The sequence below is a fragment of the Achromobacter spanius genome, assembly GCF_002812705.1.
Classification (GTDB): domain Bacteria; phylum Pseudomonadota; class Gammaproteobacteria; order Burkholderiales; family Burkholderiaceae_B; genus Achromobacter; species Achromobacter spanius.
In genome coordinates this window covers 3,235,442-3,249,293 of record NZ_CP025030.1, presented here as the reverse complement: position 1 = coordinate 3,249,293, position 13,852 = coordinate 3,235,442, and the positions used below count along the sequence as shown (strand labels likewise).

General features: G+C 60.5%; 12 protein-coding genes. All 12 read right to left on the bottom strand.

Annotation, left to right across the window (positions count from 1 at the left end; all coding sequences use genetic code 11):
• Nucleotides 1-361: 361 nt before the first annotated feature.
• Nucleotides 362-2,422 carry a DNA primase gene (dnaG, locus tag CVS48_RS14765; RefSeq protein ID WP_100855091.1) on the bottom strand — a complete coding sequence of 687 codons (2,061 nt, stop codon included), beginning with the start codon at nt 2,420-2,422 and terminating at the stop codon, nt 362-364.
• A 19-nt stretch (nt 2,423-2,441) separates the two neighbouring features.
• Entirely contained in the window at nt 2,442-2,654 is a 213-nt protein-coding gene (gene rpsU / locus CVS48_RS14760) for a 30S ribosomal protein S21 (protein ID WP_006218592.1), read from the bottom strand.
• A gap of 379 nt (nt 2,655-3,033) precedes the next feature.
• A complete protein-coding gene (locus CVS48_RS14755) occupies nt 3,034-3,576 on the bottom strand; it encodes a phosphoribosyltransferase (protein WP_100855090.1) in 543 nt (180 codons plus the stop codon).
• A gap of 81 nt (nt 3,577-3,657) precedes the next feature.
• A complete protein-coding gene (locus tag CVS48_RS14750) occupies nt 3,658-4,953 on the bottom strand; it encodes an adenylosuccinate synthase (protein WP_162941177.1) in 1,296 nt (431 codons plus the stop codon).
• A gap of 76 nt (nt 4,954-5,029) precedes the next feature.
• Nucleotides 5,030-6,187, bottom strand: coding sequence for an ATP phosphoribosyltransferase regulatory subunit (locus CVS48_RS14745; RefSeq protein WP_100855088.1), 1,158 nt, complete (start codon nt 6,185-6,187; stop codon nt 5,030-5,032).
• A gap of 264 nt (nt 6,188-6,451) precedes the next feature.
• Entirely contained in the window at nt 6,452-7,354 is a 903-nt protein-coding gene (gene hflC / locus CVS48_RS14740) for a protease modulator HflC (RefSeq protein WP_100855087.1), read from the bottom strand.
• Nucleotides 7,355-7,372: 18 nt separating this feature from the next.
• Nucleotides 7,373-8,677: an FtsH protease activity modulator HflK gene (hflK, locus tag CVS48_RS14735; RefSeq protein ID WP_100855086.1), complete on the bottom strand. Its 1,305-nt coding sequence runs from the start codon at nt 8,675-8,677 to the stop codon at nt 7,373-7,375.
• Nucleotides 8,643-9,749, bottom strand: coding sequence for a GTPase HflX (gene hflX / locus CVS48_RS14730; RefSeq protein ID WP_050446291.1), 1,107 nt, complete (start codon nt 9,747-9,749; stop codon nt 8,643-8,645). The genes hflK and hflX overlap by 35 nt, the downstream gene beginning before the upstream one ends.
• An 84-nt stretch (nt 9,750-9,833) precedes the next feature.
• Nucleotides 9,834-10,070 carry an RNA chaperone Hfq gene (gene hfq / locus CVS48_RS14725; RefSeq protein WP_006218585.1) on the bottom strand — a complete coding sequence of 79 codons (237 nt, stop codon included), beginning with the start codon at nt 10,068-10,070 and terminating at the stop codon, nt 9,834-9,836.
• Between the two features lie 158 nt (nt 10,071-10,228).
• Nucleotides 10,229-11,302 carry a histidinol-phosphate transaminase gene (gene hisC / locus CVS48_RS14720; protein WP_100855085.1) on the bottom strand — a complete coding sequence of 358 codons (1,074 nt, stop codon included), beginning with the start codon at nt 11,300-11,302 and terminating at the stop codon, nt 10,229-10,231.
• Between the two features lie 3 nt (nt 11,303-11,305).
• Nucleotides 11,306-12,664, bottom strand: a complete 1,359-nt coding sequence (gene der, locus CVS48_RS14715) for a ribosome biogenesis GTPase Der (RefSeq protein ID WP_100855084.1) — start codon at nt 12,662-12,664, stop codon at nt 11,306-11,308.
• A 25-nt stretch (nt 12,665-12,689) separates the two neighbouring features.
• Nucleotides 12,690-13,847 carry an outer membrane protein assembly factor BamB gene (gene bamB / locus CVS48_RS14710; RefSeq protein WP_100855083.1) on the bottom strand — a complete coding sequence of 386 codons (1,158 nt, stop codon included), beginning with the start codon at nt 13,845-13,847 and terminating at the stop codon, nt 12,690-12,692.
• Nucleotides 13,848-13,852: the final 5 nt, after the last annotated feature.

Below are 13,852 nucleotides of genomic sequence, written 5' to 3'. Positions count from 1 at the left end.
CCCCTAGCAGCTATGTAGACACAGCACCCAGACCACTAACGCTACGCAAAAATGCTCGCCGTTGAACTGCCTGATTCACCGCTCAGCCTTTGGCTATCAGCCATTGGCCATAATAATTTAATGATGTAACAAATACGGCTGCCGAATCCAAAGCTCTTCGGCCGAATTTCAATTGCTTGGTACCCTTTTCTGGTGCGCTACTTCCAGCACCGATCTTGGTTCTATCTTTTGCTTCTACTTTCTACGACTGCTTTTCAACCCATCACTTCAGAATTAGATCGCGATATCGGGATTTGATTCCGTCAGATCGTTCCGCCAAGCACCCATGCCTGCCAGCGGACAACCTTTAATTTTAGCGCATTTAACGTATCCCGGCACCCTTAAGGACGGCCATTCTGCCGGAGAGCTCCAGGTAGCGCTTGCGCGCTTCGTCAGTCGACAGGCCGGTAGACGCCAATTTGGCCATTTCCAGCTTGGCCGAATCGAATTCAATGCGCCGCAAGGCGTCATCCCACTCCGTCTGCGGGTCGGGCAGATCTTCCTGCGACAGGATATCCGCGCGCAACCCTTTCAATACGGTTGCCAAGTCCGAGTCCGGATCAGCCGCTTCCAGCAAGGCGCCCACATGGCGTGCCCCGCTGGATTGGGCCAGCATGATCAGGTCTCTTACCAAACCTAGATGGGGGCCATGATCGATGACTTCAAGCTGCTGATCACCCATGGAATCCACTAATTCGGGGTGGGCCAGCAAAAGACCCAGCAAACGCTTGGCCAGTGACGGCATCGTGCGGCGTCCTTCGAAGCCGCCGACGTCATTGTCCCGGCGCCCCTTCCAGTTGCCTTTCCCGCCCTTCCAGTCGCTCTTGCCCTTCCAGTCGCCTTTACTCTTCCACTCGGGTTTCCCTGCGGCCCTCTGGCCGCCACCGCCAAGCATTTCAGCGCCGTGCGACGGAATATGCCCGTAATCGGCATAGTCGGGCTCGTCGGCGGGAATGTCCTGGAAATCATGGCCGGCAAAGTCGTATCCCATATCCGGGTGCCCGCCATCATGATCTGAAGCAGAGGCTCCCGCTGCCCCGCCACCTTCACCAGACGGGGGCTTGGACCCGGCCGGCGTAAAAGGCTTGGCGGGCTGCTGGGCCAGAATCTGCGCCATTTCTTCGGGCGTCAGTTGCACAAGCTTGGCCATTTCGCGCTCGATCTGAACGCGCAACGCGCATTCTGGAATCGACGCCAACAAAGGCTTGGCCTCATGCAGGCAACTGGCGCGCCCTTCCGCTTCGGACATGTTATGGCGCGACGCCAGCTCGTCCAACAGGAAACGAGAAAGCGCCACCGCATCGCCCAAACAGGCGCGAAACGCTTCGGCGCCCAATTCGCGGACATACGAATCGGGATCGTGCTCTGACGGCAAAAACAAAAATCGTATCGCGATATCGTCACGCAGCACCGGTAGGCAAGCCTGCAACGCTCGCCAGGCGGCGCGGCGGCCCGCTCCGTCCCCATCAAAACTGAAGATCACCTTATCGCTTGCGCGAAGCAACTTTTTCACGTGGTCTGGCGTGGTCGCCGTACCCAGCGTCGCGACGGCGTTGGCGATACCCTGCTGCGCCAACCCCACCACATCCATGTAGCCTTCCACCACGATCACCTGGCCTTCCTGGCGGATGGCTTGGCGCGCTTCCCAAAGGCCGTATAGCTCGTGGCCCTTGGAAAACAGCGGCGTCTCGGGGGAATTCAGGTATTTGGGCTCGCCCTTGCCGATGATGCGTCCGCCAAATCCGATGAGGCTACCCCGCACATTGCGGATCGGAAACATGACGCGCTCGCGAAAACGGTCATAGCGGCGCCCGTCTTCGGACTCGATGACCAGCCCTGACTCAACCAGCGTGGGGTCTTCGTAATTGGGAAAAACCTGCGACAGCCCGTGACGGTCGGTACCCGACCAGCCCAAGCCGAAATGCGCTGCAATTTCCCCGGTCAGGCCGCGCTGTTTCAGGTAGCGGATCGCGGCGGGCGATGCTCGCAACTGCTTCAGATAATGCGCCTGAGCGGCATCCAGCACCTGTGTATGGCGGGACTCCTCGGCCTTGCGACGCGCGGATTCCTGCTGCTGACGTGGACTGTGATTTTCTTCGGGGACCGTCATTCCCGCCGAAGCCGCGAGCGTGCGCACGGCTTCGGGGAAACTGGTGCCCGTATGTTCCATCAGGAAAGTGATGGCGCTGCCGTGTGCTCCACAGCCGAAGCAGTGATAGAACTGCTTGGTGGGGCTGACAGTGAATGACGGACTTTTTTCGTTATGAAAGGGGCACAGGCCAAGCAAGTTGGCCCCACCCTTTCGCAACTGCACATATCGCCCGACAACGTCGACGACGTCGACTCGGGCGAGTAGATCCTGGATGAATGATTCTGGAATCAATAGATTCGGGAATCAAAAATCAATACAGGCGCGGGGGCAGTTGTTGGCTACGGATGCGCTTGTAGTGGCGCTTCACGGCGGCGGCGTGCTTGCGCTTGCGCTCAGCCGTGGGCTTCTCATAGAACTCGCGCGAACGCAGCTCGGTGAGCAAACCGGTCTTTTCGATGGTGCGCTTGAAGCGGCGCAGAGCGGCTTCAAACGGTTCGTTTTCCTTCAGTCGAACGATAGGCATAAAGTGATTGGCCTGCTTGTAGGGTAACAAAAGTTGATGACAAACCTGGCTTGCTTACCAGCAACGCTGCGCGGGTCCAGGTCCGCGATAACCGCGGAACGTGGAACCTTTGAAAGCGCAACCCGAGTTCTTGAAAAACGACTAAGTGGGAAACATGCAGCGCTGCTTGAACAACACCGACGCGCCCCCACTTCTACTCGTTCTTACTTATTTCTCGGATTTCCGCTGGCTGTTTCCGTTACCCAAAGACTACCCAAAGAGTAACAAGCCAAGTTCGGTTTAGCGATAACCAGCGATTCTAGCATGGTCAACGCCGCTTTGACTACTAGGAGGGACTCCGGGCGCGTACAAGCCCCCCTCCTTTGACGTTCGCAACGGTTCAGCTCGTGTGACCTTTGCGGATCCAGGCTTCCAACTGATGCGGACGCAGGCTGTCGTAATCTTCGAACGGCTGGTGAATCCACGGATTCGTCGGCAGCTTTTCGACGTAATAGTCGGGCGTGGCCTGGGAATGGCCCTTCCACCACAATACCGCGCTGCGCAGCTCGGTAATGTCCGCGAACTGGCGCTTCAGGTGGTCATAGACCTTGTTAAAGGTCTTACCGGTATCGACCATGTCGTCAACCAGCAACACGCGCCCGGACAAGGTGCCGCGCGTGATGGTGATGAACTGGGCGATATCCATGTCGCCTTGCTTTGTGCCGGCGGCCTCGCGATAGCTGCTGGTCGCCAGGATGCCCAACGGCACGTCAAAAATACGGGACATAACATCGCCGACGCGCATACCGCCGCGCGCCAGACACAGAATCTTGTCGAACTTCCATCCCGACTGGTGCACCTGCAAGGTAAGGCGCTCGATCAACCGGTTGTAATCGTCCCACGTCACCCACAGATGGCTTTCATCATTGGTCGGCGTGCTCATAGGTAAGCATCTCCTGCTTAAAGATACGAAAAGGCCGCCGCCGGTATGAGACCGGCGGCGGCCTTTGGAATATTAACCCGATCAGCCCTTCAGGGGATGACGCAGGACAATGGTTTCGTTGCGGTCAGGACCCGTCGACACCAGGTCGATCGGCACACCGCAAACTTCGGCAACGCGCTCCAGGTAACGACGGGCCGCGGCGGGCAGCTTGTCGTACTCGGTGATGCCGACGGTGGATTCCGACCAACCCGGCAGTTCTTCCAGAACCGGTTGCGCTTGCGCAACGGCGTGCGCGCCGTAAGGCAGCACGTCGCGGAATTCGCCGTTCACGCGGTAGCCGACGCCAAGTTGAATCGTTTCCAGACCGTCCAGCACGTCCAGCTTGGTGATGCACAGGCCGGAAATGCCGTTCAGACGGACCGAACGCTTAAGTGCGGCGCCGTCAAACCAGCCGCAGCGACGCGGACGGCCCGTGACCGAACCGAATTCCTTGCCGATGGTGGCCAGGCGGGTGCCGATCTCGTCAACCAATTCCGTGGGGAACGGGCCCGAACCGACGCGGGTGGTGTACGCCTTGGTGATACCCAGCACGTAATCCAACTGCTGCGGGCCTACGCCAGCACCCGCGGACGCGGCACCAGCCACGCAATTGCTGCTGGTGACAAAGGGGTACGTGCCATGGTCGACGTCCAGCAAGGCGCCCTGCGCACCTTCGAAAAGAATGCGCTTGCCTTCCTGCTGCATTGCATACAGGTTGCTCGACACGTCCTTGACCATCGGCGCAATGGCTGGAGCCAACGCCATGGCCTGATCGCGTACCTCGTCGGCCGACACTGCCTCGGCACCCAAGTACTTGGTCAGCACGAAGTTGTGGTAATCCAGCACTTCGGCGAGCTTCTCGTCAAACAGCGACGGATTGAACAGGTCCTGCACGCGCAGTGCGCGACGAGCGACCTTGTCTTCGTACGCCGGCCCGATGCCACGACCGGTCGTGCCGATCTTGCCTTCGCCCTTGCGCGCTTCGCGCGCCTTGTCGATGGCCACGTGATAAGGCAGGATCAGCGGGCAGATTTCGGAAATCTGCAGGCGCGAACGCACGTCCAGACCCGCAGCTTCCAGCTCTTCGATTTCCTTGAGCAGAGCTTCCGGGGACAGCACGACGCCATTGCCAATAAAGCAGGTGACACCAGGATGCATGATGCCCGACGGGATCAGGCGCAGAATCGTCTTCTTGCCGTTGATCCACAGCGTATGGCCGGCGTTGTGACCGCCCTGAAAGCGAACCACGCCCTGGACGGATTCCGCCAGCCAGTCGACGATCTTGCCCTTGCCCTCGTCACCCCATTGGGTGCCGATTACGACTACGTTCTTGCTCATGTTACGAATCAATATCGAGTTTCTCGGGAAATCCGGAAATCTCCCCGCGGCCCTCTCGTTTCCAAGAGGGAGTTAGTCACAGCGTTCTGACCGTCCAGGCGCCATCTTGCAGCGCCAGCTCGCGATCGCAAACGAATTCGTCCTGATCCTGCTCGTGACCGGGCAATACCTGAACGACAATTTCCCCTGACCGGCGCAGACGGCGAACCGCCTCGGTCAAGGCGGGGGCTTGCCCCCAAGGCGCGCGAACCGCACGCGCCCGTTCCGCTGGCGGCAAACCCGCCGCCAGTTTGCGTAAATCCAGACTGAAACCAGTTGCCGGACGAGCCCGACCGAAGGCACGACTGACGTCGTCGTAGCGGCCGCCACTGACCAGTGCGTCGTGCCAGCCTTCCGCATACAGCGCGAACTTCACGCCGGAGTGGTAGCCATACCCACCCACGTCAGCCAGATCGACACCGAACGCCACATTGGGCATCGCGTCCACCAGTGCTTGAAGCGCGTCCAACGCCGCCGCCACCCCCGGCAACAACGGCAATTCACGACGTGCATTTTTCAGCACTTCAGGGCCACCGTACAGATTCGGCAGCAAGGTCAACGCCTTAAGCGTCTCTTCCCGCATACCTGGTGCGCGCGACGCCAGCTCAGCCAACCCCGGCACGTCTTTATCGCGCAGCAAACGGATAACGTCTTCCGCCAACGCCACGGCAGCCGGGTCCGACTCAACGATGGCGCGAACCACACCCGGATGGCACAAGTCCAGACGGGGGTTGCGCACCCCGGCAATCGCCACGGTTTCCAGCACAAGCTGGATGATTTCCAGATCGGCTTCAAAACCCGCATGACCATAGATCTCGGCGCCAATCTGCAACAGCTCGCGGCTGGATAGCAGATCAGCCGGACGAGCGTGCAACACGTTGCCGCAATAGCACAGGCGGGTTACGCCGGCACGGTTCAACAAGTGCGCATCAATGCGCGTGACCTGAGGAGTCATGTCGGCCCGCACACCCAGAGTGCGCCCGGTAAGCTGATCAACCAGCTTGCAAGTGCGCAGATCCAGATCGCTACCGGTGCCGGACAGCAATGAATCGATGTATTCGACCAGGGGCGGCGCGACCAGCTCGAAGCCGTAAGTACGGTACAAATCGAGAAGTTCGCGGCGCAATTCCTCGATGCGCCGGGCCTCTGCCGGAAGTACGTCGGCAAGGCTCTCGGGCAGCAACCAGTTACCCATGAATGTTTACCTGAATAACGCCAAGTGATGCGTGGGCGTCGCCCAAACGAAAAAGCGGCTGAGGGGGCGTAAGCCCGCTCAGCCGCTGCGGAATGTTTTCTAGCTTACGCGGTATTGTACATGAGTCAGCGAGCAGCGCCAGCCGGGATTCAGGCGCCGCCAAACCGTCCCCTTATTTCCTTGCGTGCCCCCTAGCCTGGCTGGGTATCAAAAAAAGCCCCTTGGATTTCCAAGAGGCTTTTCGTTCCGCGATACGCAGCCGACTTACTTGGCGGGCACGGTAACCGGCGCCAAGGCGTCGCCGGCCGGGTCCTTCATGAACTGGAAGAAGCTGGAGCTGGGGTCGACCACCAGCACGTCGCCCGGCTTCGAGAACGAAGCACGGTAGGCTTCCAGACTCTTGTAGTAAGTATAGAACTGCGGGTTCTTGCCGTAGGCCTGCGCATAGATCGAGGCGGCGGCTGCGTCGCCTTCACCCATGATGCCCTGCGCCTTGGCGTAAGCCTGGGCCACGATCACTTCGCGCTGACGATCCGCTTCAGCGCGGATCTTTTCGCCTTCCGCGGCACCGATGGAACGCAGCTCGTTGGCGACGCGCGTACGCTCCGCTTCCATGCGGCGGTACACCGATTCCGAAATTTCCGGCGCGAACTCGATGCGGCGCAAGCGCACGTCGACGATTTGCACGCCCAAGGGCTCGGCGCGCTTGGCCACGTTGGCCAGAATCTCGGACATGATCTTGTCGCGCTCGGTCGAGACCACGTCGCGCACCGTGCGCACGTTGACCGAGGCGTTCAAGGCGTCGCGGATCAGCGCTTGCAGGCGCTCTTGCGCGACGCGCTCATTGCCGCCCGTCGAAACGTAGTATTGACGGGGGTCCGCAATACGCCACTTCACGTAGGAGTCGATCAGCAGGTTCTTCTTTTCGGAAGTCTGGATACGTTCGGCTTCGTTGGTTTCGATGGTCAGAATGCGCTTGTCGAGCGTCACCACGTTCTGAAACGGCGGCGGCGCCTTGAAGTACAGGCCGGGTTCACTAATGGTCTTGCGCACTTCACCCAGCGAGAACACCAGGGCGTAGTCGCGCTCGCGCACGACGAAGACGCAGGACGACAGGGCAGCCAGCACGATAAGCAGGCCGACCAGGATGGGCATAAAACGTTGCATGATCAGAATTCCTCCGGGTTAGCGCGACGCGCGGTCGCGAGGCAGCGTGTTGCTATTGCTGCTGCCGGAAGATTGGGGCACCGGGACCACGTTGCTACGCAACGGCGGTTGAATCGGCGGGCTGATCAACGCAGGCGAACCCGGGTTGCCGACGGTGGACTTGCCGCCGTCTTGAGCAGCCAGATTCATGATCTTGTCCAGGGGCAAATACAACATGTTGTTGTTGCTCTTGGTGTCGACCATGACCTTGCTGGCGCGCGTGAAGATGTCCTGCATGCTTTCCAGGTACATGCGCTGGCGCATGACTTGCGGCGCCTTTTCGTATTCGCCCAGGATGCTGGTGAAGCGCGAGGTATTACCCTGCGCATCGCCCACGACCTTGGCCTTGTAGCCTTCGGCCTGCTCAGTCATGCGCGAAGCCTGGCCACTGGCCAGCGGCACGACCTGGTTGGCATAGGCCTGACCTTCGTTGATCTGGCGCTCGCGGTCTTGGCCGGCCTTGACGGCGTCATCGAAGGCGGCTTGCACCTGCTCGGGCGGCTGCACGTTTTGAATGGCGACGGTGCTGACCTGCACGCCGCTTTGGTAGCGGTCCAGGATCTGCTGCATCAACTCCTGGACTTGCGTGGCCACCTGAGTACGGCCTTCGTACAGGACGAAGTCCATCGTCTGTTTGCCCACGACTTCGCGCATGGCCGTTTCAGAAGCCTGGCGAACGGATTCGTCTGGGTCGCGAGTCTCGAACAGATAGTCAGGAGCGCCATCGGCGCGCAGGCGGTATTGCACGACGAACTGCATGTCGACGATGTTCTCGTCCGTCGTGAGCATCAGCGCTTCAGGCAGAACCTTGTTGCGCGAACCCCCGCGGAAACCGACTTCGAACGTGCGCAATTGCGACACGTTGACGATTTCCTGGCTTTGAATGGGATACGGTAAGCGCCACTGGAAGCCGGCTTGCGAGGTGCTCTTGTACTTGCCGAATTGGGTCACAACCGCGACCTGGCCTTCTTGCACGATGTAGAAACCGCTGGCCAGCCAGATGCCCGCCGCGACCAGGGCAATGACGCCCAGGCCAATGCGCGCACCACGCGGGGAAGGCGGCGTCATGCCGCCTCGGTTGCTGGGGCGGTTATTGCCACCGCCACCGCCCTTGCGACCAAACAACGAGCCGATGCGATTGTTGAAATCGCGCCAGACTTCGTCCAGGTCAGGTGGGCCGTCTCCATTGCCTTGAGGCCGCTTCGGCGGCGGCTCGGAGCCATTGTTATTCCCACGACCCCAACCGGGGTCATTCAGATTGAAGAGTTTGATAATTCGCGGCATTGTTTCCCACAATCTGTCCGGTCTCCGCAATTGCCCCGCGCAACGCATCCAGACCGGCGCGCTCGGTGGCGCTTACAAATACTCGCGCAATCGTACCATGTGCATCGCGTTCCACCCGGGGTTCCAGTCCGGCCCGGTCAATCTTGTTGTATACCAGGATGGTCGGAATGGCGGACGCGCCGATTTCGGCAAGTACCTTGTTCACTTCAAAAATCTGCTCGTCGCGCTGGGGGCTGGCCGCATCAACCACGTGCAGCAGCAAATCCGCATGCACGGTTTCTTCCAGCGTTGCGCGGAACGCGGCAATCAGGCCGTGAGGCAGGTCACGAATGAAGCCCACCGTGTCCGACACTACGACAGAACCGGCGCCTTCGATCCAGATGCGGCGGGTGGTGGTATCGAGCGTTGCGAAGAGCTGGTCGGCGGCATAGCTGTCCGCGCGCGTTAGCGCATTGAACAGCGTGGACTTTCCGGCGTTGGTGTAACCCACCAGCGACACCGACAAGGCGCCGCCTCGCGCCCGAGCACGACGCTGGGTCACACGCTGGCGCTCAACGCGGTCCAGCCGTTCACGCAGCGTCTTGACCTTGGCGCCGATCATGCGGCGGTCCATTTCAAGCTGCGATTCACCAGGGCCGCGCATCCCGATACCTCCGCGCTGACGCTCCAGGTGGCTCCACATGCGCGTCAGGCGCGTGGCCAAATGCTGCAACTGCGCCAGCTCGACCTGCAATTTTCCTTCGTGGCTTTTCGCACGCAAGGCGAAGATATCCAGGATCAGCGCAACGCGGTCCACCACGCGCAGATTAAAGGCGCGTTCAAGGTTGCGTTGCTGGGCGGGTGACAACGGTTGATCAAACAGAACAATGTCGGCCAACAGGGCCTGCGCCATTCCGACGGCCTCATCCGCCTTGCCCGAGCCGATGAAGAACTTGGCGTCGGGCCGGTCGCGCCGAGCAGTCAGGGTGCCGACGACTTCAGCGCCCGCCCCCTTGGCCAGCATAGCGAATTCTTCGGCGTGGGCAGCGAAGTCCGGATCACCCAGGTCGACGCTGATAATCAGAGCGCGCATACATGCACCATATTGGAGCCAAAGCGAAAATGCCCGCCGACGAGAACCGTCCGGCGGGCAAAAAAAGGTAAAGCTGGAGCGAGACTATTCAGCAGGGACTTCCACCTGGAAATTTACGGCGCGCGCGGGAACAACGGTTGAAATGGCGTGCTTGTAAACCATTTGCGTGACCGTATTACGCAGCAGCACCACGTACTGATCAAAAGATTCGATTTGCCCTTGAAGCTTGATACCGTTCACCAAGTAAATCGACACGGGCACATGATCCTTGCGCAGCGTGTTCAGGAACGGATCTTGCAAAGTTTGCCCTTTATTGCTCATTGGCCAGGCTCCATTTGTTTGTTATTGAATGATGATGTGCTTTCTTGTACTGGTGGAGCACATCGAAGCACGTACTCTACAGGGTTTTCCCGGCCCGTGCTACTTGACCCGGAAGCAAAAGTGACACCAGAGATTTCAAGCTGAAATGGCTCTGAAAATCACGTTTGCAGGACCTCCGCCAGCGCTTTCAGAAGCAGGTTTACTTGCTCGTCGGTGCCCACGGTAATGCGAAGAAACTGGTCAATGCGCGCATGACGGAAATGACGCACGATGATGCTGCGTTCGCGCAAGGCGGCGGCCAGACTCGCAGCGTCTTTCAAGGGATGGCGCGCAAACACGAAATTCGCCGCCGACGGCAACACCTCAAAGCCCAACGCCTCCAGCCCCCCCGTCATCCGCGACCGGGTTTCGATCACGGCTTGGCGCGTCTGCTCAAAGTACTCTGTATCTTCCAATGCCGCCACTGCGCCGGCCGATGCCAGGCGATCGATGGGGTAGGAGTTGAAACTGTTCTTTACGCGCTCGAGTCCATCGATAAGCTCGGGGCTTCCCACCGCGAAGCCCACGCGCAACCCCGCCAGCGAACGCGACTTGGACAGCGTCTGCACCACCAGCAGATTGTCGTAGCGCGCAACCAGCCTCACAGCGGATTCAGCACCGAAGTCCACATAGGCTTCGTCCACCACCACGACCGCGTCCGGGTTGGCCGCTACGATATGCTCAACGTCGGCCAAGCTCAGCGCTCGGCCGGTAGGCGCATTGGGATTCGGGAAGATGATGGCACCAGCCTGCCCGTTTGCGTCCGGCAGGTAGTCATCAACGTTGATGGAGAAGTCCGCCGCCAGCGGCACCGTTTCGTACTGGATGCCGTACAGGCCGCAATAGACCGGATAAAAGCTGTAAGTGATGTCCGGAAAGCGCAGCGGCTTGTCGTGCTTGAGCAGCGCAAGAAATGCGTGCGCCAGCACCTCGTCGGAACCGTTGCCGACGAAGACCTGGCTGGCTTGTACGCCAACCGCGGCCGCAATGGCTTGGCGCAGTTGATCGGACGACGGGTCCGGATACAGCTTGAGTGTGTCGTCGCTGGCTGCGCGGATGGCCTCGAGCACCCTGGGCGACGGCCCATAAGGATGCTCGTTGGTGTTCAGCTTGACCAGGTTCTGAAGCTTGGGCTGCTCGCCCGGAACATACGGACTGAGCGTCCCGACCACGGGACTCCAGAAACGGCTCATGGATCAGCTTTCCTGCGCGTAGGGGTTGTGCGACGACTTGAATTCGATGCGCAGCGGCGTACCGGCCAGGTCAAACGCATTACGGAAACGCGTTTCCAGATAGCGGCGATACGAATCGGGGATGGCATCGAGCGCGTTGCCGTGGATAACGACCAGCGGCGGGTTTTGGCCACCTTGGTGCGCATACCGCATCTTGGGGCGGAAGATACCCTTGCGCGGCGGCTGTTGCTGCTCGATGGCGGCCTGCAGTTCACGCGTCAGCTTCGGCGTGGACAACTTGGCGAACGCCGCGGCATGCGCCGAATTGATGGACTTCAGCAGCGGCTTGATGCCCTGCCCGCGCAACGCGGAAATCGTGTGCATGCGCGCGAACGACAGGAAACGCAGCTTGCGCTGGAATTCGCGTTCGATGCGTTCCTTTTCCTCGCCGTCCAGGCCATCCCATTTGTTGATGGCAACCACCACGGCGCGACCCGTTTCCAGCACGAAACCCGCAATGTGGGCATCCTGCTCGGAGATCTCGGTATGCGCGTCCAGCATCAGCAGCACGACGTTGCTGGCCTCGATGGCCTGCAGCGTCTTGATGACGGAGAACTTCTCGACAGCCTCGAACACCTTGCCGCGCTTGCGCAAGCCGGCGGTGTCGATCAGCGTGTAGCGGCGGCCATCACGGTCAAAATCAATTTCGATGGCGTCGCGCGTCGTGCCGGGCAGGTCGAACGCAATCACGCGCTCTTCGCCCATCAGCGTGTTGATGAGCGTCGACTTGCCCACGTTCGGACGGCCCACGATCGCCAGCTTGATGCGGTGATCGTGCTCGCCCTCGCCTTCTTCGAAAGGTTCTTCTTCCGAGGGCGGCTCGGCCAGATCTTTAAGCGCAAGCTCGATCAGGTCGACGATGCCGTCGCCGTGCGCCGCCGAAATCGGATAGGGCTGGCCCAAACCCAGTTCATGGAACTCGGAAATGGCGGGGCCCAAGCCCATGCCTTCAGCCTTGTTCACCGCCAGCAGAACTCGCTGCTGGCCCGACTTGCGCAGCAGTTGGGCGATCTCGTGATCGTGGGCGTTCAGGCCCGCGCGCGCGTCGACCAAAAACACCACTACGTCGGCTTCGGCGATGGCCTGCCGGGTCTGGCGAGCCATCTCCAGCAAGATACCGTCCTTGGCGACAGGCTCGAAACCACCGGTATCGATAGCGATGAACGGGATCTCGCCTACCCTGCCCTCACCGTAATGGCGATCGCGGGTCAGGCCGGAAAAATCGGCCACCAACGCGGCGCGAGATCGCGTCAGGCGGTTGAAAAGGGTCGACTTCCCCACATTGGGGCGACCGACCAGGGCAACGACAGGCTTGAAAGACACGGTGTAAGGCTTTGTTCTATAGGTTTTAATTGGCGCCGATCAGGACGAGATTGCCATTGCCCGTCTGGACCAGCACACCTTGGGGGGTGGTTTGCGGCGGCGAAACAACGGCGCCTCCACCCACGGACAGCCGCGCCATCAGGCTGCCGTCACTACGCGACAGAAAGTGCAGATAGCCTTCCAGATCGCCAACCGCCAACGCGCCACCCAGCAGGGCCGGTGCGGTCAGTTGACGGTTCTTCAGGGCCGCCTGCTTCCACACATTGCCGCCATTATCAAGCGCAAACGCGCTGACGACGCTATTTTGATCCGCCGCATAGGCAAAGCGCTCATCCAGCGTCATGCCGCTGACGCTGGAAAAATCCTTGGCCCACAGCGGACGGCCGCCAGCCGTGACATCAAAGCAGACGATACGCCCTTGATAGGCCACCGCGCAAAGAAGATTTCCCGCGATGCGCGGCGTGCCGACAACGTCGGTCAGGCGTTCCAGGTCGCTGGCGCCACGCGGCGTCGCCACGGTGCCTTCCCATTGCACGTTGCCGCTGTCCGACGCAATTGCCATCAGCTTGCCACCAGGCAGCCCCGAGATGATCAGGCCTTCGGCCAGAACCATCTGCGACACGCTGCGCAAGGCCAGTGACGGGCCGGGACGCTGAACGTTCCAAACTCGTTCGCCGCTGTTGGCATCGAACGCCTGGATGCGGTAGTCGCCGCTACGGACCACGACGATGCCATAGCCCACCACCGGCGGGACGGTAACGTCGCTGGTGGCGCGGACCTTCCACTTGACCTTGCCAGTGTCGTCGAAGGCGATGACTTCGCCATCAGGCGAGGCGACGGCGGTAGTAGTGCCGTCGCTGCCGGCGCCGGCCGACAGCTTGGAATCGGTCTTGGCCTTCCACAAGGGACGGCCGCTTTGCAGGTCGAACTTGCCGACCGAACCGTCCGGCGTGGCGGCGTAGACGGCGGAGCCCAGCACCGTGGGCGCGAAGCCCAGGCCGGACCCGCTGCCGATCGACGTAGACCAGACCTGACGCACCGACATTCCCGCCTTGTATTCGGTCAGCGGCGCGGGATCATAACGGCCATCGTCATGGGAAAACAGGCCGCAACCGCCCAATGCAAGCAAGCCTGCCAGGCAAACGGCGCCACGCCACGTACGACCAGGTGCAAATTTACGCATTACAG

Coding starts and splice junctions, on each gene's coding strand:
- CVS48_RS14755 (WP_100855090.1), bottom strand. CDS start 3,576: ATGAGCACGCCGACCAATGATGAAAGCCATCTGTGGGTGACGTGGGAC.
- hflC (WP_100855087.1), bottom strand. CDS start 7,354: ATGCAACGTTTTATGCCCATCCTGGTCGGCCTGCTTATCGTGCTGGCT.
- hflX (WP_050446291.1), bottom strand. CDS start 9,749: ATGCGCGCTCTGATTATCAGCGTCGACCTGGGTGATCCGGACTTCGCT.
- bamB (WP_100855083.1), bottom strand. CDS start 13,847: ATGCGTAAATTTGCACCTGGTCGTACGTGGCGTGGCGCCGTTTGCCTG.
- hflK (WP_100855086.1), bottom strand. CDS start 8,677: ATGCCGCGAATTATCAAACTCTTCAATCTGAATGACCCCGGTTGGGGT.
- CVS48_RS14745 (WP_100855088.1), bottom strand. CDS start 6,187: ATGGGTAACTGGTTGCTGCCCGAGAGCCTTGCCGACGTACTTCCGGCA.
- hisC (WP_100855085.1), bottom strand. CDS start 11,302: ATGAGCCGTTTCTGGAGTCCCGTGGTCGGGACGCTCAGTCCGTATGTT.
- rpsU (WP_006218592.1), bottom strand. CDS start 2,654: ATGCCTATCGTTCGACTGAAGGAAAACGAACCGTTTGAAGCCGCTCTG.
- CVS48_RS14750 (WP_162941177.1), bottom strand. CDS start 4,953: ATGAGCAAGAACGTAGTCGTAATCGGCACCCAATGGGGTGACGAGGGC.
- hfq (WP_006218585.1), bottom strand. CDS start 10,070: ATGAGCAATAAAGGGCAAACTTTGCAAGATCCGTTCCTGAACACGCTG.